Below are 24,463 nucleotides of genomic sequence, written 5' to 3' on the forward strand. Positions count from 1 at the left end.
GGCCCGATGACGATCACCGTCGAGCACGACGAACTGCGGGAGCTCGTCCGGCTGGTCCGGCAGGGTGCCGAGGCCAACGCGCGACCCGACCTGATCGCCCGGCTGTCGGCGGGCCCCGTGACCGCCGATCAGGTCATCCGGTCCCTGCAGTCACTGGAGATCGACCTGCGCAACCGCCGTGCCGGGCTGTGCGAGCCGGGCCGTGGCGCCCGGCTCGCCGCCGAGGCCGGGCACGCCGAAACCCGGCTTCGCCGGTTCCGGGATCATTGCTCGCGCTGGCCCCGCACGCTCGCCGATGCGGTGGGCACGGCCGATTCGGATTTGGGGTACGGGCTTCAGCGCCACGTCCGTGCCCTCGTCGACGAGGGCACCGCGATGATCGCGGCCGGTGCCCAGCGTGCTGACGTCGACCGCTGGCTGCAGTACCGACTGGCCGCCGAGGTGACCGAATGTGATCGCACCCTGCGCCGGACCGCGCAGACCATCACCGCCCGGATGACCGCCGCCCTCGGCCTGCCCGCCGCGATCCCGCCGGTGAACCTGGTCTTCGGCGCGCCGACCGTGATCGCCCCGCCCCGGCGCGCCCCCGGGGGCCGGCAGCCGCTGGCGACCCGGCTGATGGGCGTCCTGATGCCCGCCTACAGCGGGATCGCGATCTGCCTGGTCCTGTCCCGGAGTCTCGGGCACCGGGTGCCGGGCCCGCTGCTGGCCGCGGTCGCGGTCGTCGCCGTGCTCGCCCTGGGCGGCGCCGCGCTGGCCGGCGACCGGTGGCGGCAGGCCGACCGGGAGCGCGGCGAGACCCTGAACTGGCTCCGCTCGACCGCCGACGCGTTGCGGCCGGCCCTGGGCAAGCAGGTCCGCGACGGCCTGCGCGCCATCGAGCAGCAGGTGCACGCCGCGGCGGACGCGGCGGTCACCGAGCACACCCGGCGGCTGACCGTCGCCGCCGGCACCGCCCGGCGGGCGGCCGAGGACCAGCGCTCCGGCCGGGCCCTCACGAACATCGACGCGGATCTGGCCTCGATCCGGGAGCTCCGGGCCCGGGCGGCACGTCTCCGGCCGTCGGGGTGAGCGGCAAAGGCTCGGGCGGCGGGGTGAGCGGCAGGTGCCCGGGTGTGGTGTCCCCGGCCGGTCGGGTGAGCAGCAGATGTTCACATGTCCGGACCACGGTCGCGGCGATTCTTCGGACCCCGTGGGCGGTTCCCGGGTGCGAGGCCCGGGCCCGCCAGATCGCCAGTGCCCGGCGCGCGGCCGCCGCGACCTGCGCCGGGTCGGCGTCCGGCGCCAGCGCGAGCCGGCTGTGCGGATCGGCTCCGTCGTCGCCGAGCAGCCGGGTGGCCGCCTCGACCTCGGCCGGGCCCAGGTCACCGGGGTCCGCGCGCAGCTCGTCGATCGCGGTCACCTCGGCGAACTCGCGGCTGCCGGAGCGGATCCGGTCCAGCCGGTGCCGCAGGTACTGCGCCCCGGTCGCCGGCGGGTCGTCGCGGACCAGCTCGTCCAGGGCCCGCAGCGCCGACCACGCCGCCAGGACGGCGTCGCGCCGGGTCGCCGGCGGGCCCAGATCGGCCCGGATCGCCGGCCGGTCCAGGCCAGTCCGGGTCGCGGGCCGGTCCAGGTCGGCCTGGGTCGCGGACCGGTCCAGGTCGGCCCGGATCCGGCGGATTCGCTCGGCCGGCTCGTCGTCGCCGTACGCGGCCGCGGCCTCCTGGATCGCCGCGCGGACCGCCCCGGCCAGCGAGGAGTCCGGCGGCGCGGCCCGCACCGGGACCCAGCCGTCGACCCGGGTGCCCGCGCCCGGCGCGGACCGGACCGTCACGAGCCCGCCGACGGCGGTCACCCGGGCCATCACGTTGCGCATGCCCCGGCCCGGCGATCCGTCCTGCGCGGTGGTGTCCCAGCCCGGCCCGTCGTCCTGGATCCCGAACCCGAGCCGGTCGCCGGTGCGGGTCAGCGCGAGGCGGATCGCCGCGCCCGGGGCGTGCTTGCGCGCGTTGTTCACCGCCTCCAGGCAGCAGAACCAGACGGCCGACTCGAGGTCCGCGGCGAACCGGCGGCCGTCGTCCATCCCGCCGACCGTGACCGGCACCCCGGTGCCCAGCTCGGCCCGCAGCGCCGCGGCCAGTCCCCGCCGGGCCAGCAGGGGAGAGGTCACCCCGGAGACGGTCCGGGCCAGGATCTCCTCGGCGTCGTCGATCCGCCCGGCGATCCGGTCCAGCGCGGCGCCGGCCTCGGCGAGGCGCCCGGCGCCGGTCTGGTGCTCGGCCAGGCCGAGCGCGAGCCGCAGCGAGACCAGGTGGTGCTGGGCGCCGTCGTGCAGGTCGCGTTCGATGCGGCGGCGTTCGGCGTCCATCTCGGCGACCAGCCGCCGCCGTGACCCGGCGATGTCGGCGGCGTGCGCCCGCACCACCCGCAGTTGCCGTTCCAGCTCGATGCCGAGCCGGTTCGCGGCGAGCACGGCGCCCAGGCCGTCCGCGATGTCCCGGACGAGCCGGCCGCGCTGGCCGTCCGGGCCGCCGGCCGCGGCCGCCCGGTCCACGGTGATCGACCCGAGCCGCTCGGCACCACGGGTGATCGGCAGGGTGAGCTCGGCACCGCGGGTGATCGGCAGGGTGAGCTCGGCGCCGGCCGGGCCGGGGCCGGACCACGCCCAGGTGCGGTCGGGAAGTCCCGGGCGGTGCACGGTCAGCCGGCACACCCGGGCGCCCAGGGCCTGCCCGACACCCTCGGCGACCTGCGACAGGTCGGTTCCGGACAGGGCGCCGAGACCGGCCAGGACGGCGTACGGCGAAGGCCGCCGCCCGTGCAGGATGCGCTCGGCGTAACGCTCCGCCCGTACCAAAGCGGGGTTTAGAAGCAGCGCCACCGGCGCTGCCGCAAGCGGTGCGGCGAGCCTGGTGTTCAGGAGCAGGAACAGCGCGCCCAGCAGGGCGGCCACCGGAAGCACGGTGAGCAGGCGGAACGTCGGCGTCACCGGGCCGGCTCGGCGTCGAGTCGATCGGGCAGCCGGGCGAGCAGGCGCAGCCCCTCGGCCGCGTCGTCGCACGCGAGGTCGCCGCCGAGCGCGGCCAGCCGTTCGGTGTCGTGGGCCAGCGCGGCCCGGATCTGCGCCGCGGTCACCGGCGGGTCGGCGTCCTCGACCAGCGCCCGGATCCGGCCGTCCACGCTGGTCAGACTGACCCGGATGGCGGCGCCGGGGGAGTCCGCGAGCACGGTCAGCGCGGCCGCGACGACCTGGTAGACGGCCGATTCGAGCTCCCAGGCGACCCGGACCCCGAGGTCCCCGCTGACGTGCACGCCGCGACGCAGATCGGCGGCCAGCTCCTCCAGGGCCGGGCCGGGTCCCTGGCCGCGCAGCACCGCGGGATAGACGCCGCGGGCGATCACCCGGAACCGGTCGACCAGCTCGTCGACCTCGGCGCGGGCCCGCGCCAGGCCCGGTCCGCGCGGGTCGGCCCGGGCGGTCGTGACGTGTTCGCGCAGCGCGACGAGCCGGCCGGAGGTCGCCCGGGCCAGCTCGGTCAGCAGCCGGCGCCGTTCCACCTCGCGGGCCTGCGCGAGCCGCTGCCGGGAGGCGGCCAGCTCCCGCGCCAGGTGGTCGGCGCGGTCGACCCGCTCGGCGAGCACGGCGTTGAGCGCGACCGTACGCAGCAGCAACGCCGCCCCGTTGGCCACGTCGCGCATCAGGTCCCGATCGCCGGGCGTGACCGGCAGCCCCGGCTTCTCGATCGACAGCACGGCCCGCAGCTCGGTGCCGTCGAGCACCGGCACGACGTGCCCGACGTCGGGGCGGGCGAGCAGCACGGCCAGGTTCTCCGCGCTGTCGGTGCCGGCCTGCAGACGTGGCCCGACCGCCAGCCACACCGCGGCCCGGCGCGCGCCGGTGCCGTCGGCGAGCACCCGTTCGAGCGCGGGCAGCGCCTCCTGGATCGACGCGGCGCCCAGGTGGCGGGCCGCGTCGGCCAGCGCGGTGTACGGCGTGACCGCCCGCCGCCCGGTCACCCGTGCCACCAGCGCGTCGGCGCCGCGCCGCAGCCGGGGCAGCAGCGCGGCGACCGCGGCGCAGATCAGGAACGGCAGCACGACGGCCCGCCCGGCGAACAGCAGCGGCAGGAACGCCGCCCCGGCCAGCAGCAGCGCGCTAGGCGACATCCGGTGCGGACCTCAGATAGGTCAGCACGGCCAGCACCCGCCGGTGGTGTTCGGCCGCGTCGGGCGGCAGCCCGAGCTTGGTGAAGATGTTCGCGATGTGCTTCTCGACGGCCTTCGGCATCACCACCAGCTGCCCGGCGATCCCGGTGTTGGACCGGCCCTCGGCCATCAGCCGCAGCACCTGCCGCTCGCGGCCGGACAGCGCGGCGACCACGTCGCGGCGTTCGCTGCTGGGCCGTTCGACCAGGCGCTGGGCCAGCATCGGCTCGATCACGATCTCGCCGTCGCGGATCCGGGTCAGCGTGTCGCTGAGGATCTCGACGCTGCCCACCTTCTCCTTGAGCCGGTAGCCGATCGCCTCGGTGCCGATCCGCAGCACCCGCATCAGGTAGTGCGTCTCCGCGTAGTGCGACAGGAACAGCAGGCCGAGCTTCGGGTGCGCGGCCCGCAGCCGTTCGGCGGTGGGCAGGCCGCCGTCCGGCTCGGGCGGCATCCGGATGTCCAGGATGGCGACATCGGCCGGCCGGGTGGCCAGCAGCTCCACCAGCGAGTCGCCGTCGGCGGTGCACCCGACCACCTCGTGCCCGGCCGCCTCCAGCAGCATGACCAGGCCGTCCCGGAACAGCGCGCCGTCCTCGGCGAGCGCTACCCGCACGGGATCCGCACCTTGAGCGTGGGCAACGCGGCACCTCCGACGATCTCGACCGCCCCGCCGAGCCACTCGATGCGGTCACGTACGGCTACGACCTGGCCAGTATCGACATTGGCCAGATCAAGAACCAGACCACTGTCATCCCTGCGTACGGTGATGTCCACCGTTCGAGTGGCATCGCGGAGGCCTTCGAGAACCTCGCGGACCGTGAAGAAGGCGACCCCCTCCACCGCGGTGTCGAACCGTCCGTCGCCGGCGTCCACCCGCACCGGCCCCGGGAGGCCGGCCGCCAGCTCCCGCAGGGCCGCGCCCAGCCCCTCCTCACGCAGCAGCGGCGGATAGATCTGGCCGGCGATCACGCGCAGCTCCTGCAGGGCGAGGTGCAGCTGGTCCTGCAGGTCCGCGATGTCCGGCCGCAGGTCGTGGGCCTTCTCGCCGAGCAGGCCCAGCCGCAGCGTCAGCGCCGCGATCCGGAGCGCCGGGCCGTCGTGCAGCCGCTGCTCCAGGGCGAGGCGGCGCCCCCAGTACTCGTCCGGCGTCATGCGGCCATTGTGGGCCATTCGTCCGACCTCGTCCGGGTGACATTCCTAGGTTATTGCCGCAAACTGCCCAAAAATGGTCAGGTGGGTTACAACCTCGGCGTCGATCTGGGCACCACCTTCGTGGCCGCCGCGATCGCGCGCGACGGCCGCACCGAGATGTGCACGCTGGGCAGCCAGACCGTGGTCAGCCCGGCGGTCGTCTACCTGACCGAGGAGTCCCGGCTGGCGTTCGGGGACGCCGCCGAGCGGCGGGCGCTGAGCCGGCCGGAGCGGGTGGAGCGCGCCTTCAAACGACGCCTCGGCGATCCGACCCCGGTCGTGCTCGGCGGGGTGCCGCACGCGGTGACCGCGCTGATGGCGGCCCAGCTGCGGGACGTGCTCGACACGGTGGCCCGGGTCGAGGGCGGGCCGCCGGACCGGGTCGCGCTGACCTGCCCGGCGACCTGGGGTCCGTACCGGCGGGAGCTGTTCGAGGAGGTGCCCCGGCTGGCCGGGCTGCACGAGCACGTGACGCTGACCGAGCCGGAGGCGGCGGCCGCGTTCTACGGCGCCTCCCGGCTGCTCGGCGAGGGCGACACGCTCGCCGTCTACGACCTCGGCGGCGGCACGTTCGACGCCACGGTGCTGCGCAAACGCGACGGGGCCGTCGAGGTCGTGGGTGACCCGGACGGGATGGAACGCCTCGGCGGCATCGACTTCGACGAGGCGATCCTGCAGTGGCTGGACTACAAGCACGGCGGCGCGCTGGCCGACCTCGACCTGTCGGCGCCCCCGGCCGCGGCGGCGATGGCCCGGCTGCGCCAGGAGTGCGTGCAGGCCAAGGAGGCGCTGTCGGCCGACACCGAGACCACCATCCCGGTGCTGCTGCCGAACCGGCACTTCTTCGCCAAGCTCACCCGGGCCGAGTTCGAGACGCTGATCCGGGCGCCGGTCGAGTCCACCATCGGCACCCTGATCCGGGCCGTGCACACCGCCCGGCTCGACGTCGGCCAGCTCTCCGGCGTGCTGCTGGTCGGCGGGTCGTCGCGGATCCCGCTGATCGAGCGGATGGTCGCCGCCGAGACCGGCCGGCCGACGGTGACCGACGCGCATCCGAAGTACGCGGTCGCGCTGGGCGCCGCGGTCGTCGCCGGTCAGCGGCCCGTCTCGGCCGGGGCACCGCCGCCGCCCTTCCTCGCCGCCGATCCCGAGCCCGCGCCCGCGGGTCCGCCGATCGTCCTGCCGCCCCCGCCCCGGCGGCGGTTCCCGGCCGTGCTCGCGATCCTCGCCGCCGTCCTGCTCCTCTCCGGTGCGTCGATCTACCTGGCCGAACGCGGCGAGGGCCGGGTGCAGCCGGCGCCGACGATCGCCGCCGCCACCTTCCGGGCCTCGCCCACCGTCGTTCCCGTTCCCGCGGCGGTGGCGGTGCCCTCGCTCGGCCGGGCGATCAAGCTGGCCCACACGCCCGACTTCGTCACCGCCGCGCCGGACGGGCGCCGGCTCTACATCGCCTCCGGCGAGCAGACGGTGTCCGTGCTCGACGTCGCCACCGGCACGGTGACCAGCGAGATCCCCACGCCCGGGCCGGCCCGCTTCGTGTCGTTCTCGCCCGACGGCCGCTTCGCCTACGTCAGTCTGTGGGACCAGCGCGACGGCAAGGTGCACGCGGTCAGCGTCCTGGACACCGACGACAACACCATCAAGAAGACCTTTCCGGTACGGACGAGGCCCTTCCTCGCCGCGGTGACCCCGGACGGGAAGTGGCTGTACGTGCCCAACCACGACGGTCACACGGTGACCGTGATCGACACCGGGCGACTGGTCCAGGTCGCCGAGATCACCGTCCCGCCGGAGCCGCACTACGTCTCGTTCTCGGTCGACGGCACCCGCGCCTACGTCGCCGACCACGAGTCCAACGAGATCAGCGTCGTCGACACGGCCACCCGGCGGGTGCTCGGCAACATCGGTGTCGGCCGCTCGCCGCACGCCGTCGAGCAGAACCCGCGCCGCCCGCTGCTGATCAACGTCAACTGGGACGACGCCACCGTCTGCGCGATCGACACCACCGACGGCACCGTGCACCGGACCGTCAAGGTCGGCAGCCAGCCGCTGGGCCTGCGCTGGTCCCCGGACGGGCGCTACGCCTACGTGGTGAACAGCGGCAGCGACAACCTGTCGGTGATCCGCGCCGACACGCTGACGGTCACCGCCACCCTGCCGACCGGCGACGCCCCGACCTCGATCGCCGTCCTGCCCGACGGCTCCCGCGGCTACGTCAGCAACAGCCACGACAAAACGTTGACGGTCCTGAACCTGACCCGTTGATCGCGGATCTGGTAGGGATAGGGGCATGAAAGTCTTGGTGGTGCGCGGGGGATGGGACGGCCACCGGCCGGTCGAGGCCACCGAGATGTTCCTGCCGTTCCTCACCGCCAACGGTTACCAGGTCACGGTCTCCGCCACGACGGCCGTCTACGCCGATCCGGCGGTGATGGTCGCGACCGACCTGATCGTCCAGTGCGTCACCATGTCGGAGATCGACCGCGCGGAGGTCGCCGGGCTGCGGGCCGCCGTCGCGGCCGGGACCGGGTTCACCGGCTGGCACGGCGGCATCGCCGACTCGTTCCGCGCCTCGTCGGACTACCTGCAGTTGGTCGGCGGCCAGTTCGCCACCCATCCGAGCAAGGAGCCCGGCGCCTGCGGCGGCGACGAGACCGACAACTTCCTCCGGCACCGGGTCGACCTGACCGCGCTGGGCCGGGAGCACCCGATCACCGCCGGTCTCGACGACTTCGAGCTGACCACCGAGCAGTACTGGGTGCTGCACGACGACCTCTGCGACGTGCTCGCCACCACCACCCACCCGGTGCGGCCGTGGCATCCCTGGCACCGGCCGATCGTTTCCCCGGCCGTCTGGACCCGGCAGTGGGGCAGCGGCCGGATCGTCGTCACCACCCCCGGGCACAGCCTCGACGTCCTGGCGAACCCGAACGTGCGTACCGTCATCGAGAGAGGAATGCTGTGGGCGACCCGCACCGCATCGGCGTCGTAGGCACCGGATACATCTCCGGGCAGTACCTGTCCACCCTGGCCGGGCACCCCGGGGTGCGGATCGCGGCGGTCGCCGACATCGACGCCGCCCGGGCGGCCTCGGTCGCCGCCGGCATCGACGGGTGCCGCGCCGTCGCGGTCGACGAACTGCTGCAGGACCCGGAGATCGACACGGTTCTCAACCTCACCGTGCCCGCCGCCCACGCGGCGGTCGCGCTGGGCGCCATCGGCAACAACAAGCAGGTGTACGGCGAGAAGCCGCTCGCCGCCGACCTGGCCGCCGCGCGCGTGGTGCTGGACCAGGCGGCCGCCTTCGGTGTGCCGGTCGGCTGCGCCCCGGACACCGTGCTCGGCACCGGCATCCAGAGCGCCCGGGCCGCCGTCGACGCCGGGCTGATCGGCCGCCCGATGTCCGCGGTCGCGGTGATGGCCACGCCCGGCCACGAGCGCTGGCACCCGAACCCGGACTTCTACTACCGGCCCGGCGGCGGCCCGCTGCTGGACATGGGCCCGTACTACCTGTCCGCGCTGATCCACCTGCTCGGCCCGATCGTGTCGGTGACCGGCGCCGGCTCCCGGCTGCGCGAGTCCCGGGTGATCGGCTCCGGGCCGCGCGCCGGCGAGCGGATCGAGGTATCGGTCGACACCCACGTGACAGGTGTCCTGCACCATGCCGGCGGCGCCCTGTCGACGATCACCACCAGCTTCGACGCGGTCCGGACCACGGCCGCCCCGATCGAGGTGCACGGCGAGACCGGCACCCTCGCCGTCCCGGACCCGAACACCTTCGACGGCGACGTCCGCCTCTTCGAGCTTGGCGCCGGGGACTGGCGCACGCTCGCCCCGTCGGCCGGGTACGTGGACGCGACCCGCGGCATCGGCCTGCTCGACATGATCACCGCGCCGGCGCCCCGGGCCGGCGGCGCCCTTGCCCTGCACGTCCTCGACGCGATGACCGCCCTGCTCCACTCGGCCGACCAGGGCCGCCGCATCGACCTCACCACCACCGCCGAACGCCCCGCCCCGGTCCCTTTCACCACCCCGGAGCAGTGGCGCTGATCAGATGAGTTCGGGGAGATCAGCACGCCGCGGCGTTGGGGGCTGCCGGGGGTGTTGGTGCTGTTGGCGGCGTATGCGTCCTAACACTTGCCGAACGCCAGATCGCCGGAGCCGGCCGGCTTCAGCGGCAGGGAGAAGGCCCATCCGGCATCTCGTTCGTAGACGTCGAACTCCAGCATCTCGCTGAGGACGGTGTCCCGGCCGATCTCCTCGACCTGCACCGCCAGCGTCACCACCTGCCCGGACATGGCGTCGGCTCCCAGCACCGACACGCCCCAGTCGCCGGCCGCGGTGGTGGCCGCCGGCGCTGTGCCCGGCTTCGGCGTGGGAACGCGGTACGAGATCTGACCGGCCAGGACCGGCGACATCGGATCCACCGTGACGTGGCCGTCGGTGAGTACGAGCCGGTCACCCTCCGGCGAACACCAGGTGCCGAGGAAGTCCGCCTCGGCCGGCGGGGTGCCGGGCTCGAACGCGGCCGCGATCATCTTGACGCCCGCCACGACGACGAGCAGCGCGATGACCAGGAGCGCCCCGGCGAGGGCCAGTGCCCGGCTCCACCGCGTCGGCACGTCAGGCCGTCGCCCGGCGCGAGCCGGCCACGATGACCTGCGAGTTCCTGTTCCGAACGACCATGGGCGGGGATCCTAGGAAGGCGGCGGCCCGCCGTCAAATGATCATGGCTGGGCGCCGTCGGGTCCGGCTTCGGAGCACAGGGCGGAGAGCAGGGCCTGGGCGCGGGCCGACGGGCGGGCGCGGGTCACGGCCACGGTGGCGCGACCGGCCCAGCGACTGTCGGTGACCGCCACCGTCCGGATGCCGGCCGGCAGGGCCCGCACCGCCAGGTCCGGGATGACGGTGATGCCGAGCCCGGCCGCGACCAGCCCGAGCCGGGTCGACCAGTGCCGCGCGGTGTGCGCGATCACCGGCTCGGCCAGGGTCGGCCACGCGCCGAACTGCGGCTCGCCGGCCGCCCCGGCGCCGACGATCCACGGCTCCTGGGCCAGGTCGGCGACGGCGACCGTCCGGCGGTCGGCGAGCCGGTGCCGTTCGCCGACCGCCAGCAGCAGGTCGCCGTGCAGCACGGTGGTCAGGTGCAGGTCGCCGAGGTCGTAGTCCGGCAGGCCGGAACCGACGCCGAGCACCGCCACGTCGAGCCGTTTCGCGCGCAGCTGTCGCAGCAGCGCCGGGGTGGACGCCTCGGTGAGCTGCACGGCGAGGCCGGGATGGGTGGCTTTCAGCCGCGCCATGGCCCGGGGCACCAGCGCCATCGCGGCGGCCGGGAACGAGCCCACCGTGAGCCGGCCGGCCAGCCGGTCCCGCAGCCCCGCGAGCTCCTGCTCGGTCGCCGACACGTCGGCCAGGATCGCGGTGGCCCGCCTGATCACGACCTCGCCCGCGGCGGTGACGGTCACGCCGCGGCGCCCCCGCTCGAAGATCGGCGCGCCGGCGGCGGCCTCCATGGCGGCCACCTGCCGGGAGACCGCCGACTGGGTGTAGCCGAGCAGATCCGCGGCCTGGGTGAACGAGCCGGTGGCCGCCACCTGCCCGACGACGCGCAGCCCGACCAGGGTGAACTCGGTCATGCCGGGAACCTAGCATGCGTACCTCGCATGGTTCCCAGTCCGAAACGTGTTGGGTACGCATGCCTGCGGCGCGTCATGGTGGGGGGAGATCCCGATCCGAGGAGTACGAGATGACGCAGCAGTACACGCGGGACCAGCTGGTGGCGCGCCTGGTCCGGGCCGGCGAGCTGGAAGTCACCGGCGAGCACCCGGACGAGGTCGGCGACTACTTCGACACGGAGAAGTTCCGCTTCCACGGCCCGGACGGCTTCGAGTCCGACTACGCCGGCCTGACCGCCTACTTCGCCGCGGTCCGCGCCGCGTTCGACGACCGCTCGATCCGGCGCGGCATCGTGGTCGCCGAGGGGGAGCACCTGGCCTGCCAGACCTGGATCGAGGGCACGTTCGTCCGCGAGTTCAGCCAGTCACCGGTGGGCCCGCTGCCGCCGAACGGCCGGCGGGTCGTCTTCGACCTGCTCAACATCTTCCGGGTCGACGACCGGGGCCGCCTGGTCGAGGAGTGGGTGCGCACCGACAACCGTGGCCTGCTGCGGCAGCTCGGTGCCGACGCCGCCTGAGCCCCGCGGGGCGCCGGTGCTGTCGCGCTCGACGATGTGCGCCTGTGGCGCCTCGTAGATCTCGCCGGAGCTGTCCCGCATCGCGTCGAGGACGGCGTCGGCGGCGATCTCGCCCACCCGGCTGACGTCGTGGCTCATCGCCGACAGCGCGGGCACGGCGAGCTGGCAGGGCACCGAGTCGTCCCAGGCGATCACCGACACCTCGCCGGGCACGGCCAGCCCGTACGTCTTGATCGTCGCCAGTCCGCTGAGCGCCATCACGTCGTTGTCGTAGATGATCGCGGTCGGCCGGGAGGCGAGCAACTGGGCGGTGGCGGTCCGCCCGGACGCCTGGGAGTAGTCGCCCTCGACGCTGATCAGCGTGACGCCGTGCGCGGCGGCCTCGGTCCGCAGGCCACCGAACCGCAGCTGGGTGTGCGCCAGCGCGAGCGGCCCGCTGACGTGCCCGATCCGCCGGTGCCCGCGGCCGGTGAGGAAACGGATCGCCTCCCGGGCCGAGCCGGCGTCGTCGGTCCACACGGTGGGCAGGCCGTCGGCGGTCGACGGGTCGCCGATCACCACGGCCGGCAGGTTCAGCCGGCGGACCAGGGCGACGCGGTCGTCACCGGGGGACAGGTCGACCATGATGACGCCGCCGACCCGTTCCTCGGCCGCCCACTGCCGGTAGGTGGCGCTCTCGGCCGCGTGGTCGGCGACGACCTTGACCAGCACCGAGACCCCGGCCGGGATCAGCACCCGGTCAAGGCCCTCGATGAACTCGTGGTAGTACGGCTCGTCGCCGAGCACCTGGGACGCCCGGGCCAGGATCAAGCCCACTCGACGGGTCACAGACGGTTCCTTTCCACGGTGTGTCCGGGTGCGACCGACGCCTGGATGACCAGCGCCGCGGCCCCGATCCCGGCCGCGTCGCGGGGCTGGGCGGAGATCTCCACGGCGACGCCGTCCAGCGCGGAGCGCAGCCGGCGGGCGTAGATCGAGCCGGCCAGGGCCACGCCCGGGCCGGTGAGCACGATGCGTTCCAGGTTGAGCAGGTTGACCATCGAGGTGACGGCCACGCCGAGGTAGCCGGCCGCCGTCTCGATCAGGGCGAAGGCCGCCGGGTCCCCGCCGATCGCGGCCCGGGCGATCGCGTCGTACCCGCGGAACGGCAGCCCGGCGGCGCGGGCCGCCTCGACGGTCGCGGTGGTCGAGGCGTACTGCTGCACGCAGCCCCGGTTGCCGCACGGGCAGGCCCGGCCGTCGTGGCCGATGGAGATGTGGCCGAACCGGTCGCCGCGGAACAGCGCGCCGCCGAAGACCAGCCCGGCGCCGATGCTGTCGGACAGGTAGACACAGCCGAACGCCTGCTCGCGCGGCACCCGCCGGCTCCAGAACTCGCCGAGCGCGGCCGCCGCGGCGTCGTTGTCGACCAGGACCGGGACGCCGATCAGCCCGGCCAGCTCGGGGGCGGCCGGCACCGGGCCGGGCGCCACGATCGCCAGGCCCTCGATCCGGTCGCGGGGCAGCGCCAGGGCGGCGGTGAAGTCGTGGAACAGGTCGGCGAAGGCGGGCCAGGGCCGGGGCACGACCTCGCGGCCGATCAGCCCGCCGGTCAGGTCGGCGGCCACGCAGGTCACCGTCTCCGGGCCGAGGTGGAACCCGATGCCGACCCGGTTGGCCGGGTTGATCGCGATGAGCCTGCGGGGCCGGCCCTGCGCCGAGTCCAGCGAGCCGATCTCGTGGATGATGCCGTCGGCGATCAGCTCCCGGACGATGTTGGAGATCGACGGCTGGGTCAGGCCGGTCAGCCCGACCAGCTCGCCGCGGCTGATCCGGGCCGCCGAGCGGATCACGTCGACGACGAGGGCCCGGCTGCCGGGCCCGGCAGCCGGTGTTTCGCGACGCGCCATCGGTCCGTCCCTTCGTTGTCGAGCCTCAGTACAGCATCTAATAAATTAATAATCTAATCTTGACATGCCTGTAACGACCGTCTCATGCTGGGCGCTCCACAGGGCTGAACCAGCAGGACGGATAACCGGCATGATCAATAGAAGGCAGTTCCTCGGCTTCGGCGCGGCGGCCACCCTGGCACTCGCGGCCGGCTGCACCGGCGGCGCCGGCGGCGACGACACCGCCGCGAGCGGCGACTTCTCCGGCGAGGTCAAGGGCACCATCACGGTGCTGACCAACCGGACCGACCTGGTCAGCACGACGCTGCCCGGGTACGCCAAGAAGTTCGAGGCCAAGTACCCCGGCACCAAGGTCGTCTTCCAGGGCGTGACGAACTACGACGACGACGTCACCACCCAGCTCAGCAGCGGCGACTACGGCGACGTGCTGCTGGTCCCGAACGCCGTCGCGATCGACCAGTACAGCCAGTTCTTCGAGCCGCTCGGCACGCAGGACGAGCTCAAGGCCAAGTACCGGTTCCTCAGCCCGGCGACGTACCAGGGAAAGGTCTTCGCTCTGTCCCTGGGCGGCGTGGCGAAGGGCTTCGTGATCAACAAGCGGATCTGGGCGCAGGCCGGGATCACCGCGCCGCCGAAGACGCCCGAGGAGTTCCTCGCCGGGCTCAAGGCGGTCGCGGACAAGACCGACGCCGTGCCGTACTACACCAACTACAAGGACGGCTGGCCGCTCGCCGAGTGGAACACCCACCGGGCCGTGCTCGGTGACCCGGCGATCAACGACAAGTTCCCGGCCGACCCGAACCCCTGGCAGCCCGGCAAGATCGAATACCTGGCGGACGGGCTGCTCTACGACATCGTGCACGCCAAGCTCAGCGAGAAGGACCCGCTGACGACCAACTGGGAGAGCTCCAAGCCGATGCTCGCCACCGGTAGGACGGCGACCATGCTGCTCGGCTCGTGGGCGGTCCCGCAGATGCAGGACGCCGCCAGGGCCGCCGGGGCGAACCCCGACGACATCGCGTTCTGGCCGTTCCCGTACCAGACCGGCGGCAAGTTCCACGCCAACATCGACGGCGACAAGCTCGGCGCGGTCAGCCGGAACTCCAAGAACAAGGCCACCGCGAAGGCCTGGCTGGACTTCTTCGTCAACGAGTCCGGCTTCGCCACCGACCAGCAGGCCATCCCGCCGGCCATCGACCAGCCGCTGCCCAAGAGCCTGCAGGACTTCACCGCGACCGGCGTCGAGCTGGTCGAGACCCCGGCCGCGACCACGAACTCCGGCAAGGAGGACGAGATCATCAAGGAGTCGGAGATCGACCTCAAGGGCAACATCTACCGGCAGAAGCTGGTCGACGTCGCCCGCGGCGCCGCCAAGGGCGACAAGGACTCCTTCTTCGCCGACCTGAACAAGCGCTGGAGCGAGGCCCAGTCCCGGGTCATGAAGTGACGACCAGGATCAAGATCTTCAAAACCCCTTGGCCGTACGTCGCCCCGGCGCTGATCCTGTTGATCACGTTCACCTACGTGCCGGTCGGCAACATGCTCTGGTACAGCTTCCACAAATGGGACGGCCTGGATCCCACGATGACCCCGGCCGGCCTGGACAACTACGTGCGCGTGCTCACCGACGAGCAGTACTGGCGGGTCTTCCTGGTCAGCCTCTACTACTTCGCCGCGTCGTTCGCACAGATCGCGATCGCCCTCTACTTCGCGGTCGTGCTGTCGTTCAGCGTCCGGTTCCGCAACCTGTTCAAGGGCATCCTGTTCTTCCCGTACCTGCTCAACGGCGTCGCGGTCGGCTTCGTCTTCCTGTACCTGTTCCAGCCGGACGGCACCCTCGACACGCTGCTGGGGGTGCTCGGCCTCGGCGGGCACACCCAGCAGTGGCTCGGCGACCCGGACATCGCCAACCTCTCGCTGGCCGGCACGTCGGTGTGGCGGTTCACCGGGCTCAACTTCGTGCTGTTCCTCGGCGCGATCCAGTCCATCCCGGGCGAGATCTACGAGGCCGCGGAGATCGACGGCGCGAACCGGTGGCACCAGTTCCGGCACATCATCGCGCCCGGCATCCGGCGGATCATCAGCCTCTCGTTCATCCTGGCGATCTCCGGCAGCCTCAGCGTCTTCGAGATCCCGTTCATCATGACCGGCGGCGCGAACGGCACCCGCACGTTCGTGGTCCAGGCGTACCAGACCGCGTTCCAGTTCCGGCAGATCGGCCTGGCCTCGGCCATGGCGGTCGTGCTGCTGCTGATCGTGCTGCTGCTGACCTGGATCCAGCGCCGGATCCTGCCCGACGACGAGGTGACCCTGACGTGAGTACCGTGGCGCGCGCCGCCAAGTACGCCTCGCTGATCCTGGCGTCGCTGGTGGTGCTGATCCCGCTCGTGGTGGTGCTGTTCGCGGCGTTCAAGACGCACGCCGAGTACAACAGCACCGGCCCGCTGACCCCGCCGCACGACTGGCTCAACTTCCACAATTTCGCGACCGCGTGGACCGCCGGCGACATGCTGCGCGGCTTCTGGAACACCACCGTCATCCTGGTCGTCTCGCTGACCGGCACCGTGCTGGTGGGGACGCTCGCGGCGTACGCGATCAGTCGTTTCGTCTTTCCCTTCAAGCGCTTGATACTCGGCCTCTTCCTGGTCGCGGCACTCGTGCCCGGGGTGACCACCCAGGTCGCCACCTACCAGATCGTCAAATCGATGGGCCTGGTCAACACGTCGTGGTCGGCGATCGTGCTGTTCCTCGGCACCGACATCGTGTCCATCTACATCTTCATCCAGTTCATGCAGTCGATTCCGCAGAGCATCGACCAGGCCGCGATGATCGACGGCGCCGGGCGGTTCACCATCTACCGCAAGGTGATCCTGCCGCTGATGAGACCGGCGATCGCCACCGTGGTCATCATCAAGGGCATCGCCATCTACAACGAGTTCTACATCCCGTTCCTCTACATGCGCTCGCCGGATCTGAGCGTCATCTCCACCGCGCTGTTCCGCTTCAAAGGACCCTACGGAGCGCAATGGGAGACGATCGCGGCCTGCACGATGATCGTCATCATTCCGACCGTGGTGATCTTCCTGTTGCTGCAGCGCTTCATCTACAACGGCATCACCGCGGGAGCGACCAAGTGACCTCTGTTCAAGACCTCTCCGGCGCCTGGGAGCTGCACGGCGACGACGTCCGCATCGCGGCGAGCGTGCCCGGGTGCGTGCACACCGATCTGCTCGCCGCGGGCCGCATTCCGGATCCGTTCCTGGACGACAACGAAAAAGCCGTCGCCTGGGTCGGACGTGCGGACTGGGCCTATCAGCGGGAAATTGCCTGGGACGGGCCGGAGCATGAACGCGTCGACCTGGTCTTCGACGGGCTCGACACGGTTGCCGCGATCGAGCTGGGCGGGGTGGAGGTCGGCACGACCCGCAACATGCACCGCAGCTATCGGTACGACGTCACCGGGCTGCTCGCCGGCGGCCCGCAGCCGCTGAGCGTGCGGTTCACCTCGGCCTACACCGAGGCCGAGCGGGTGCGGGAGCTGCTCGGGGCGCGGGACAACGCGTACCCGGAGCCGTTCAACTTCATCCGCAAGATGGCCTGCGGTTTCGGGTGGGACTGGGGGCCGACGCTGGTCACGGCCGGGATCTGGCGGCCGGTGCGGCTCGAGGGGTGGAGCACGGCGCGACTGGCCTCGGTGCGGCCGCTGGCCACCTGGTCGGACGGCATAGGGCGGCTCGACCTGAGCGTGGCGATCGAGCGGACCCGGCCGAGGGACCTGCGTGTCCGGGTTTCGCTGGGCGGGCGGGAAATTGCCGTACGCCAAATTGATGGTCTTGAATTGCGGTTGTCTTTGGACGTCGACGACGTGGTTCCGTGGCGACCGCTGGAACCGGCTCTCGATGATTTGCGGGTCGAGCTCCTCGACGGTGCCGACGTGCTCGATCATTGGGAGCGGCGCATCGGGTTCCGGAGCGTCGCCATCGACCGGAGCGGCGGTGGATTCGTCTTCCACCTCAACGGCGAACCGGTGCTGATCAAGGGTGTGAACTGGATTCCGGACGACATCTTCCCGTCCCGGATGACCCGGGAACGCTATGCGCTCCGGCTTGGTGAGGCCGTCGCGGCCGGCGTCAATCTGATCCGGGTGTGGGGCGGCGGCATTTACGAGAGCCGTGATTTCTACGAGGTCTGCGACGAGCTCGGGCTGATGGTGTGGCAGGACTTCCTGTTCGCCTGCGCCGACTATCCCGAGGAGGAGCCGATCTTTTCCGAAGTGGTCGCCGAGGCGCGGGAGAACGTGGCTCGACTCGCGCCGCATCCGAGCCTGATCACCTGGAACGGCAACAACGAGAATCTGTGGCTGCACCAGGCGATGCCGTGGAACGCGGCCGGCGCCTATCAGACCTGGGGCGAGCGGTATTACCTGGAGACGCTGCCGGCGATCGTGGCCGAACTCGACCCGTCGCGGCCCTATCAGGCGGGTAGCCCCTGGTCCGGTTCCTGGGAGCACGAACCCAACGACCCGGAGCACGGCACGTTCCATTCCTGGGAGGTGTGGAATCGCGAGGACTATCTGAACTACCGCGATTCCACGCCCCGATTCGTCGCCGAATTCGGCTGGCAGGCGCCGCCGGCGTGGACCACGCTGCGGGAGGCGGTCTCCGACGAGCCGATGCTGCCGGACTCGCCCGGCGTGCTGCATCATCAGAAGGCCGAGGACGGCAACGGCAAACTGGCGCGCGGCCTGGCCCCGCACTTCGGCGTTTTTGATGGAAGCACCGAGGCCTGGCACTATCTGACCCAGCTCAACCAGGTGCGGGCGGTGCGGACCGGCGTCGAGCACTGGCGCTCGCACTGGCCGCACACCGGCGGCAGCATCCTCTGGCAGCTCAACGACCTGTGGCCGGTCACCTCGTGGGCGGCGATCGACGGGGCCGGGCGGTACAAACCGCTGTACTTCGCGCTGCGCGAGATGAACGCGGACCGGGCGCTGACCATCCAGCCCCGCGACGGCGGCCTGACGCTGGCCGTGCTCAACAACACCGCCGCTCCCTGGGTGGGGACCGTGCGGTTCTCCTCGCTCGCGGCTGTGCAGGTCAGCGTGCCGCCGCGGTCGGTGGCGCTGGTCCCGGCGCCGGCGGCGGAGATGCTCGTCGCCGATCTCGACGAGTGCCGGGCGTTGTTTTTCAAGGCCGATTTCTCGTACGAGGATCCGGGGCTGACCGTCGACGCCGTGCCGGTGCCCGGTGGACTCGACGTGCGGGTGCACGCCGCCGGCCTGGCCCGCGACCTCCTGCTGCAGCCCGACCGCATCCACCCGCGGGCGACCGTCGACCGGGGCTTCGTCACGCTGCTGCCCGGCGAGTCGACGGTGTTCCACGTCCGCGCGCCGCTCGACCTGGACCCGGCCGCGGTCAAGGCCCCGTGGGTGCTGACCGACCTGGCCACGGTCATGGCGTCGATGAATCCTCAATGAAACGTCTACGGTGCTCGGTCATGGTTCGGGGGTAACGCATTTCAGAACTACCGAGGGACTTCTCGTGGCAAGGAAACTCCGCACCGCCGCTGTCGCCGCGTGCCTGGCGATCACCGCTCTCGCCGGGGGACTGACGGTTTCGGCCGCCCCCGCGGCGGCCGCGTCCAGCACCGCGTCCCAGCTGCTCTACCTGTACAACGGGCCGGCCGGCGGGCACGCCTGGGTCTCCGGGTACGACACGGGTAACTGGTACAACTACGGGTGGGCGAACTACGACGGCTCCGGCTGGGCGGTCACCGGCAACCACCGCTGGAGTGGCGGGCAGGTCTGGTTCGACGTGTACGACAGCAACTGGACGTTCCAGTACACGCACTCCTGCTACATGCAGCCGAACACGTGGGGGCTCGACGCGTACTGCTCCTGAGCACTGAAAAGGCCCGGCCGGTTCCCGTTGCCGGCCGGGCCTTTCGCTGGTTCACCTCGCCGGGGCCTCCTCCGGTGGCGCCGCGTCCGAGCCGGAACCGTGCCGGAACACCAGGTCGACGTCGAGGGCGGCGGCGTAGTCGCAGACGTTGCGGAGCGTCGGAACCTTGCGGCCCTCCTCCAGGGCCCGGAACGCCGCCAGCGGGACGCCGAGGCGTCGCGCGACGTCCGTGGCGTCCACATCGCGGGCGATGCGCAGCTTCCGCAGGTCCCCAAGAGCCGTGGCAGCATCGGCGATGACCAGCTCGGTGCCACCGCGCCGTCTCCGCCGCCGGGCTCGCGTCTCCATCACCGCGACCGTTCCCACCACGCCCACCACCGCGGAAGCGATCGGGACGATCCGGCCGGCCCAGTCCACCCAGGACGCGATGCTCTTCCCCGCCGGGACGGCCACGTCGACGCTCGACGTGAACGGGGCGATGGCACCCCGCGGATTCACCAGGTTGGTGTTCGACTGATCCAGGACCTTCAGCGCCGGCTGCAGCTCCAGGATCAGCTCCTTGGCGCCGCCGGACCGGGGCGTGACCCGCCACGCCCAGCGCGCCGATCCATTCTCGAACAGCGCCTGCGACACCCAGTCGGTCTGATCGATCGTGAAGTCGTCGGTGGCGCCGCGCAACCGGGCGTAGACCTCGCACGTCACGAGGACGGGCTCGGCGGTGGCGTTCCCGTGCCCGGGGAGAATCACCGAGGGGGCCAGGCTCCGGTCATAGGTGACCACGGCCTCGACGGTGTCCGTCCGGCCCAGTTCCATGGTCAGCCTGGGGTCGAAGACGACGCGGGCCGCGGCCAGTTCACCGGCCCGTTCACGGCATCGAGCCGAGACGACCGCGAGGTCGGCGCTCGGGGACTGAGCGGCCGGCGGGCTGGTGGTACCGGCCTGCGGGCTCGTCGGAGTGGCCTGTGGGATAGGTGTCGCATGGGCGGTGCCATCGGATGAATGGCCGTCGGAGGCCAGGTACGCCAACGTCAACGCGAGCAGGATGAGCAGCGTCACCGCGGCCCCGAGCGCCAGCAGGACCGGTGCTCTCCTCGGTGGTGGGGGCGTCGATTGCATCGGTGTGGCTCCTCGACCAGCAACGATGATGTCGGGGCCACGGTAACCGCGGCGACGCCGACCGGCGCGCCCGCGACGGAAACTTGTCAGCCGTCGGCGGCCTGCCGGTCAGCCTTCCTGCAGGAAGAACAGGAACTCCGCGGTTCCGTGGTCGGCGAGCGAACCCAGTGCCCCGTATCCCTTCGGGCCGGCGAGGTTCCAGTCGGCGAATCGGATGGGCACGGAGCCGGTGACCACCAGCCGCGAGGCGTCGCGCTGGGCGGTCACGACGGCGGTGATCGTCCGGGTGACGCCGTGCAGGGTCAGTTGCCCGGTGGCCTCCAGCGTGGTCGCGGATCCGGTGACGAAGGCGTCGTCGAGCGGAACGGGCGTGGTGAGCCGGACCGTGGCGGCCGGGAACCGGTCCGTCGCCAGGCTCGTGCCGAACTGCGGTGCGAGCTGCTTGCCGTTGTCGGTCAGGGAGAGCAGGTCGATGTTCGCCTCGACGGCGTCGATCCGGTTGTCGCGTACGGTCATGGTGCCGGTCACGGCCTCGGTGCGCCCGGTGACGTCGCTGCTCGCTCCGAGGAAGCGCTGTTCGACGCGGAAGCCGGCCACCGACCCGGAAGTGATCCGCCAGTGTCCGGCCAGCGGCCGGGACGCGGGAGCGGCGGCGGCCGGGAGGGTGAGCGGTGCGGGAGCGGGCTGAAGCGCGACGGCCGCCGCCGCTGTCGCCAGCAGGGCGAGCACGAGCGTCACGGTGATGCCGAGTGCCCACCACCACCGGCGTCGCCGGCGGGGCCGGGCCGCGGGGGCGGTCATCGGGCCGGCTCCGCGATGTCGACCCGGAACGCCGGGTACCGGCCGGCGATGGACGCGAACTCCGCTGGCGCCGCATGCCGGTCGATCGGCAGGTGCGGGCGGGCGCCGGGGACCTGCTCCAGGAAGCATCGCAGGATCGGCGGCCGATCGGCGACCGGGATCTCGACCAGCCGGCACTCGCGGGCCCGCCCGTGCCGGATGACAGCCTTGCCGCCGGCGGCCCGGACATTGCGGACCCAGTTGCAGTCCTCGCCCAGCATCGGCACCAGATACCAGTGACCCTGCCAATCGGTCATGCCGAGCGGGAAGCGCGTGCGGCGTCCGGTGCGGCGCCCGGGAACCTCGAGGGTGATCCAGCGCGGTGGGGTGATCCCGGTCGCGTGGACAGCGGCCCAGAACCGGGCGAACCGGCGGGCGGTGGCGTTGCCCCGGCCGCCGGAGTACATGGCGCGCAGCCGGTCGTCACTGAAGATCATGGCACCCCTCGCAATAGATCGACATCTCTGCGTCATGGCGAGTATGGAACTTGGGACTCCATGTCTCAAGTACCAAAGGTCCCGTCCTGTACTAGGCTCGTCCGCGATGGAACAGCGACCCATGGCCAGCGGTTTGACCCGGCGCAATCGGCGTCTGACCGATGTCGAGACCCGGGATCGGATGCTGCGGGCCGCCATCGAGATGATCAATCGAGATGGCCTCACCGTGAGCCTTGAGCACCTCAGCTTCGAGGCGATCATCCGGGCCGCGGAGGTGTCCCGGAGCAGCGCCTACCGCCACTGGCAGTACAAGGACCAGTTCTTCGGCGACGTGGTCAAGGAACTGGCCCGCACCGCCGGCGCGCCGGTCGTCCGGGACGAGATCGGCCTGCTCAAGGAGATCCTGGCCGAGAAGAAGGAATGGCTGTCGACCCCGCGCGGGCGGCACGACCTGATCGTCGAGCTGATCCGGCGGCTGGCTCATTTCGACCTGCGGGCGGTGCTCGCGTCGCCGGCCTGGCGGACCTACCATGCGCTCTGCGCCACCGTCACCGGCCTGGCCGACGGCGATCTGCGGGCCCAGGTCCAGGCCGCGCTCGCCGAATCGGAACAGGCCCGGATCACGCGCATCGCCGGTGCGTGGCAGACCCTGGCCGGGGCGTTCGGCTACCGATTGCGGCCCGAGCTCAACGCCGGATTCGACACCCTCGCCGCGGTGCTGAGCGTCAACCTGCACGGCATGATCATCACCGAGATCGCGGCGCCGGAGATCGCCGGCCGGGAGACCGTCGCCGGCCCGTTCGGCGCACCGGCCGACCAGCGCTGGTCGCTGTCGGCGCTGAGCCTCGCCGGCGTGGCGATGATGTTTCTCGAGCCCGACCCGGACGCCGAGTGGGGCGATCTCCGGCTGGTGCACCTGTATCAGGCTGTCGACGAGTGGGCGGCGCGGGACAACTGACCGGCACCCACCGCCAAGCCTGCCCGGTTCGGGACCCACCACGTCGCCACCCACCGCGCTGAACGGCTCCGGAACGACGATCAATTCATGAACGCCGCGACGACGACGTTGCCGAGCACGCCGAGGACGGCACCACCCACGAATGTCCACACTGCGGTGCGATTGCTGGACCGCTGCAGTTCATTGCTCAGGACAAGGATGTGCGCGCGCAGTTTCCGATCCAGTTCCGAGTCGTCCGGTGAAGGCTGATCGGGGATCGTCACCGACGACTCGGGTACCTGCTCGGGCGAGTGTGGCCGATAGAATGCGACGGCCTGACGCAGGATCACGAGTGCGAAGATCGACACGGCGCCGGTGGCCTCGACCGTGCTCAGGATCGCACCGGACATGACTTTACCGGCCAGGAACAGCGTCACCAGGGTGAGCGGCAGGAGCGGGGTCACCGTGGAAAGCCACGTGGCCTCCTGCGGCGCTTGGTGGGCGACGCGGCGCACCGGGTGGAAGTCCGGCATGGCGACCGCCCGGACGACGAGCAGCGCGCCTGCCAGATATCCGGCGCTCGCCACCAATGGGTACCGGGCGATGGTTCCGTTCAGGTACATGCTGAACGTGATATCGGACAGCGAGTTGGCGACCAGTCCGGCGCCGATCAGTGAGAGGTGCCGCAGGTTTTCGCGAGGGATGCGGCGCGTGGTGTAAATGAGCACGACTTGCGTGATCAGCACGACTTCCGCCGCGGGCACCCAGAAGACCAGCACCGAACGCGCGGAGGCGGCCCCGAGGGCGGTCATCCAGGCGAGCAGGAACAGCGAGCCGGACACGAGGAGACTGTCGAGAACCAGCCGCACCTCCGTGCGGCTGTCCCGGTGTGGCTGACCAGCCGTTGCGTGCCGGGTAATGACGGCAAGGCCGCAGATCACCACCAGCGCGGTGACCAGCCAGGCCACGTCGGGCCAGGACGGTACGGCCGGGTCGGACCGTTCGGCCGGCCCGTACCCCGCCCACACACCTTGGCCGGTGGCGTTCGCCGCGAGGGCGGTCGCCGCCAGGACCCGCCATCGCCGCTCCCAGCCGCGGGTCCGCGCCGCGAACCATCCACAGGCGATCGCCGCGCACGTGGTGATCGCGGTGACCATCACATTGTCCACGGCCACCGCGGTCTCGCGCGGAAGGGTCAGCAGGAACAATTCATAGGAACCGAGGACCAGTGCGGCCGCGGATATTCGGTGCATTACCGATGCGGTGGCGGACATGCTCCTCCCTGGATTGCGAGTCCGGCCGTCTGCGCGGGCCGAAAGATAGCAGCCCGGCAATGTCGATCGGTGGTCGGCAATACGACAAAACCAGGGTTGAACCTCGCCCATTGTGCGAACGGCTGATGCGGTCCCAGGAGGTTGCTCCGAGGTTGCGGCCCGACCGGCCGGATAGGATCATCCGGGCGTGTCTCGAACGGAACAGCTGCTGCTCAGGCCCTGGCGCGAGGACGACGCCCCGGCGGTGCTCGCCGCATTCGGCGCGGACGACATGGCCACCCAGGCCGGCGAACCGATCACCGACCTGGCGGCGGCCGGGCGGTGGATCGTGAGGTGGCGCGAGGCCGCGGAGGCGTTCCCGTTCGCGGTCCGGTCCGCGGGCCGGGTCGTCGGTCACGTCGCGGTGAGCGGGGTGGACCCGCAACACTCGGTCGGCTGGGTCTCCTACTGGACGACGCAGGCGGTGCGCGGGCGCGGGTGAAAGCTTCGACGTCG

Annotated in this window: 23 protein-coding genes and 1 pseudogene; 12 read left to right on the forward strand and 12 right to left on the reverse strand. The window is 71.8% G+C overall.

Translation table 11 applies throughout. From position 1 onward, the window contains the following. Window positions 1-6 precede the first annotated feature (6 nt). Entirely contained in the window at window positions 7-1,071 is a 1,065-nt protein-coding gene (locus L3i22_RS24020; RefSeq protein WP_255658542.1) for a hypothetical protein, read from the forward strand. Here the strand turns inward: L3i22_RS24020 and L3i22_RS24025 are convergent. The 4 genes from L3i22_RS24025 to L3i22_RS24040 are packed head-to-tail and all read right to left on the reverse strand — an operon-like array spanning window position 995 to window position 5,343. After that, window positions 995-2,971 (reverse strand): sensor histidine kinase, encoded by a 1,977-nt coding sequence (locus L3i22_RS24025; RefSeq protein ID WP_221329199.1) that lies wholly within the window; start codon window positions 2,969-2,971, stop codon window positions 995-997. The two genes, L3i22_RS24020 and L3i22_RS24025, sit on opposite strands and share 77 nt — an antisense overlap. Next, window positions 2,968-4,149, reverse strand: coding sequence for a hypothetical protein (locus tag L3i22_RS24030; RefSeq protein ID WP_221329200.1), 1,182 nt, complete (start codon window positions 4,147-4,149; stop codon window positions 2,968-2,970). The genes L3i22_RS24025 and L3i22_RS24030 overlap by 4 nt, the downstream gene beginning before the upstream one ends. Next, the gene (locus L3i22_RS24035) at window positions 4,139-4,804 is read right to left on the reverse strand and encodes a response regulator transcription factor (protein ID WP_221329201.1); all 666 of its coding nucleotides are present in this window, start codon (window positions 4,802-4,804) and stop codon (window positions 4,139-4,141) included. Before L3i22_RS24035 ends, L3i22_RS24030 begins: the two co-directional genes overlap by 11 nt. Beyond that, on the reverse strand, window positions 4,795-5,343 hold the full coding sequence (locus L3i22_RS24040) for a hypothetical protein (protein WP_221329202.1): 549 nt from the start codon (window positions 5,341-5,343) through the stop codon (window positions 4,795-4,797). The genes L3i22_RS24035 and L3i22_RS24040 overlap by 10 nt, the downstream gene beginning before the upstream one ends. Window positions 5,344-5,424: 81 nt before the next feature. Here L3i22_RS24040 and L3i22_RS24045 point away from each other — a divergent pair, with 81 nt between their 5' ends. The 3 genes from L3i22_RS24045 to L3i22_RS24055 are packed head-to-tail and all read left to right on the forward strand — an operon-like array spanning window position 5,425 to window position 9,432. Beyond that, window positions 5,425-7,647: an Hsp70 family protein gene (locus tag L3i22_RS24045; protein WP_221329203.1), complete on the forward strand. Its 2,223-nt coding sequence runs from the start codon at window positions 5,425-5,427 to the stop codon at window positions 7,645-7,647. A 25-nt stretch (window positions 7,648-7,672) separates the two neighbouring features. Continuing rightward, on the forward strand, window positions 7,673-8,374 hold the full coding sequence (locus tag L3i22_RS24050; RefSeq protein ID WP_221329204.1) for a ThuA domain-containing protein: 702 nt from the start codon (window positions 7,673-7,675) through the stop codon (window positions 8,372-8,374). Further along, window positions 8,344-9,432: a Gfo/Idh/MocA family protein gene (locus tag L3i22_RS24055; protein WP_221329205.1), complete on the forward strand. Its 1,089-nt coding sequence runs from the start codon at window positions 8,344-8,346 to the stop codon at window positions 9,430-9,432. Before L3i22_RS24050 ends, L3i22_RS24055 begins: the two co-directional genes overlap by 31 nt. 80 nt (window positions 9,433-9,512) lie before the next feature. On the opposite strand, the gene L3i22_RS24060 is transcribed toward L3i22_RS24055, so the two are convergent. Further along, the gene (locus L3i22_RS24060) at window positions 9,513-10,004 is read right to left on the reverse strand and encodes a hypothetical protein (RefSeq protein ID WP_221329206.1); all 492 of its coding nucleotides are present in this window, start codon (window positions 10,002-10,004) and stop codon (window positions 9,513-9,515) included. Between the two features lie 105 nt (window positions 10,005-10,109). After that, the gene (locus L3i22_RS24065) at window positions 10,110-11,018 is read right to left on the reverse strand and encodes a LysR family transcriptional regulator (protein ID WP_221329207.1); all 909 of its coding nucleotides are present in this window, start codon (window positions 11,016-11,018) and stop codon (window positions 10,110-10,112) included. 110 nt (window positions 11,019-11,128) lie between these two features. Here L3i22_RS24065 and L3i22_RS24070 point away from each other — a divergent pair, with 110 nt between their 5' ends. Next, window positions 11,129-11,575 carry an ester cyclase gene (locus L3i22_RS24070; RefSeq protein WP_221329208.1) on the forward strand — a complete coding sequence of 149 codons (447 nt, stop codon included), beginning with the start codon at window positions 11,129-11,131 and terminating at the stop codon, window positions 11,573-11,575. Window positions 11,576-11,602: 27 nt separating this feature from the next. On the opposite strand, the pseudogene L3i22_RS24075 reads toward L3i22_RS24070, so the two are convergent. Together L3i22_RS24075 and L3i22_RS24080 are read right to left on the reverse strand one after the other, a co-directional pair. Continuing rightward, window positions 11,603-12,403 (reverse strand): annotated as a pseudogene (locus L3i22_RS24075) (LacI family DNA-binding transcriptional regulator); the annotation flags it as partial. Continuing rightward, on the reverse strand, window positions 12,400-13,464 hold the full coding sequence (locus L3i22_RS24080) for an ROK family protein (protein ID WP_221329209.1): 1,065 nt from the start codon (window positions 13,462-13,464) through the stop codon (window positions 12,400-12,402). The pseudogene L3i22_RS24075 and the gene L3i22_RS24080, both read right to left, overlap by 4 nt. Window positions 13,465-13,594: 130 nt before the next feature. Between L3i22_RS24080 and L3i22_RS24085 the strand changes: the two genes are divergently transcribed. The 5 genes from L3i22_RS24085 (at window position 13,595) to L3i22_RS24105 (ending at window position 19,364) form a co-directional block, all read left to right on the forward strand. Then, entirely contained in the window at window positions 13,595-14,911 is a 1,317-nt protein-coding gene (locus tag L3i22_RS24085) for an ABC transporter substrate-binding protein (RefSeq protein ID WP_221329210.1), read from the forward strand. Beyond that, window positions 14,908-15,783 carry a carbohydrate ABC transporter permease gene (locus L3i22_RS24090; protein ID WP_255658543.1) on the forward strand — a complete coding sequence of 292 codons (876 nt, stop codon included), beginning with the start codon at window positions 14,908-14,910 and terminating at the stop codon, window positions 15,781-15,783. The genes L3i22_RS24085 and L3i22_RS24090 overlap by 4 nt, the downstream gene beginning before the upstream one ends. Then, window positions 15,780-16,601, forward strand: a complete 822-nt coding sequence (locus L3i22_RS24095; RefSeq protein WP_255658544.1) for a carbohydrate ABC transporter permease — start codon at window positions 15,780-15,782, stop codon at window positions 16,599-16,601. Before L3i22_RS24090 ends, L3i22_RS24095 begins: the two co-directional genes overlap by 4 nt. Beyond that, the gene (locus tag L3i22_RS24100; protein WP_221329211.1) at window positions 16,598-18,940 is read left to right on the forward strand and encodes a glycoside hydrolase family 2 protein; all 2,343 of its coding nucleotides are present in this window, start codon (window positions 16,598-16,600) and stop codon (window positions 18,938-18,940) included. The genes L3i22_RS24095 and L3i22_RS24100 overlap by 4 nt, the downstream gene beginning before the upstream one ends. Before the next feature lie 64 nt (window positions 18,941-19,004). Continuing rightward, on the forward strand, window positions 19,005-19,364 hold the full coding sequence (locus L3i22_RS24105; RefSeq protein WP_221329212.1) for a hypothetical protein: 360 nt from the start codon (window positions 19,005-19,007) through the stop codon (window positions 19,362-19,364). 51 nt (window positions 19,365-19,415) lie between these two features. Here the strand turns inward: L3i22_RS24105 and L3i22_RS24110 are convergent, their stop codons facing one another. The 3 genes from L3i22_RS24110 to L3i22_RS24120 form a co-directional block, all read right to left on the reverse strand. Next, window positions 19,416-20,480: a helix-turn-helix transcriptional regulator gene (locus L3i22_RS24110; RefSeq protein ID WP_221329213.1), complete on the reverse strand. Its 1,065-nt coding sequence runs from the start codon at window positions 20,478-20,480 to the stop codon at window positions 19,416-19,418. Between the two features lie 108 nt (window positions 20,481-20,588). Continuing rightward, window positions 20,589-21,281 carry a YceI family protein gene (locus tag L3i22_RS24115; RefSeq protein WP_221329214.1) on the reverse strand — a complete coding sequence of 231 codons (693 nt, stop codon included), beginning with the start codon at window positions 21,279-21,281 and terminating at the stop codon, window positions 20,589-20,591. Next, on the reverse strand, window positions 21,278-21,757 hold the full coding sequence (locus L3i22_RS24120) for a nitroreductase family deazaflavin-dependent oxidoreductase (protein ID WP_255658545.1): 480 nt from the start codon (window positions 21,755-21,757) through the stop codon (window positions 21,278-21,280). Before L3i22_RS24120 ends, L3i22_RS24115 begins: the two co-directional genes overlap by 4 nt. 106 nt (window positions 21,758-21,863) lie before the next feature. Between L3i22_RS24120 and L3i22_RS24125 the strand changes: the two genes are divergently transcribed. Then, on the forward strand, window positions 21,864-22,715 hold the full coding sequence (locus L3i22_RS24125) for a TetR/AcrR family transcriptional regulator (protein ID WP_221329215.1): 852 nt from the start codon (window positions 21,864-21,866) through the stop codon (window positions 22,713-22,715). 80 nt (window positions 22,716-22,795) lie between these two features. Here the strand turns inward: L3i22_RS24125 and L3i22_RS24130 are convergent, their stop codons facing one another. Next, window positions 22,796-23,968 (reverse strand): hypothetical protein, encoded by a 1,173-nt coding sequence (locus L3i22_RS24130; RefSeq protein WP_221329216.1) that lies wholly within the window; start codon window positions 23,966-23,968, stop codon window positions 22,796-22,798. 187 nt (window positions 23,969-24,155) lie between these two features. Between L3i22_RS24130 and L3i22_RS24135 the strand changes: the two genes are divergently transcribed. Beyond that, window positions 24,156-24,449 (forward strand): GNAT family N-acetyltransferase, encoded by a 294-nt coding sequence (locus tag L3i22_RS24135; RefSeq protein ID WP_221329217.1) that lies wholly within the window; start codon window positions 24,156-24,158, stop codon window positions 24,447-24,449. The last annotated feature ends 14 nt before the right edge of the window (window positions 24,450-24,463 follow it).

Source organism: Actinoplanes sp. L3-i22 (genome assembly GCF_019704555.1).
Taxonomy (GTDB): Bacteria; Actinomycetota; Actinomycetes; order Mycobacteriales; family Micromonosporaceae; genus Actinoplanes.

What these genes read in the sequence shown, in the direction of transcription:
- L3i22_RS24020 (WP_255658542.1), top strand. Translation starts at nt 7, where the DNA reads ATGACGATCACCGTCGAGCACGACGAACTGCGGGAGCTCGTCCGGCTG.
- L3i22_RS24030 (WP_221329200.1), bottom strand. Translation starts at nt 4,149, where the DNA reads ATGTCGCCTAGCGCGCTGCTGCTGGCCGGGGCGGCGTTCCTGCCGCTG.
- L3i22_RS24040 (WP_221329202.1), bottom strand. Translation starts at nt 5,343, where the DNA reads ATGACGCCGGACGAGTACTGGGGGCGCCGCCTCGCCCTGGAGCAGCGG.
- L3i22_RS24050 (WP_221329204.1), top strand. Translation starts at nt 7,673, where the DNA reads ATGAAAGTCTTGGTGGTGCGCGGGGGATGGGACGGCCACCGGCCGGTC.
- L3i22_RS24065 (WP_221329207.1), bottom strand. Translation starts at nt 11,018, where the DNA reads ATGACCGAGTTCACCCTGGTCGGGCTGCGCGTCGTCGGGCAGGTGGCG.
- L3i22_RS24070 (WP_221329208.1), top strand. Translation starts at nt 11,129, where the DNA reads ATGACGCAGCAGTACACGCGGGACCAGCTGGTGGCGCGCCTGGTCCGG.
- L3i22_RS24080 (WP_221329209.1), bottom strand. Translation starts at nt 13,464, where the DNA reads ATGGCGCGTCGCGAAACACCGGCTGCCGGGCCCGGCAGCCGGGCCCTC.
- L3i22_RS24085 (WP_221329210.1), top strand. Translation starts at nt 13,595, where the DNA reads ATGATCAATAGAAGGCAGTTCCTCGGCTTCGGCGCGGCGGCCACCCTG.
- L3i22_RS24110 (WP_221329213.1), bottom strand. Translation starts at nt 20,480, where the DNA reads ATGCAATCGACGCCCCCACCACCGAGGAGAGCACCGGTCCTGCTGGCG.
- L3i22_RS24115 (WP_221329214.1), bottom strand. Translation starts at nt 21,281, where the DNA reads ATGACCGCCCCCGCGGCCCGGCCCCGCCGGCGACGCCGGTGGTGGTGG.
- L3i22_RS24120 (WP_255658545.1), bottom strand. Translation starts at nt 21,757, where the DNA reads ATGATCTTCAGTGACGACCGGCTGCGCGCCATGTACTCCGGCGGCCGG.
- L3i22_RS24125 (WP_221329215.1), top strand. Translation starts at nt 21,864, where the DNA reads ATGGAACAGCGACCCATGGCCAGCGGTTTGACCCGGCGCAATCGGCGT.
- L3i22_RS24130 (WP_221329216.1), bottom strand. Translation starts at nt 23,968, where the DNA reads ATGTCCGCCACCGCATCGGTAATGCACCGAATATCCGCGGCCGCACTG.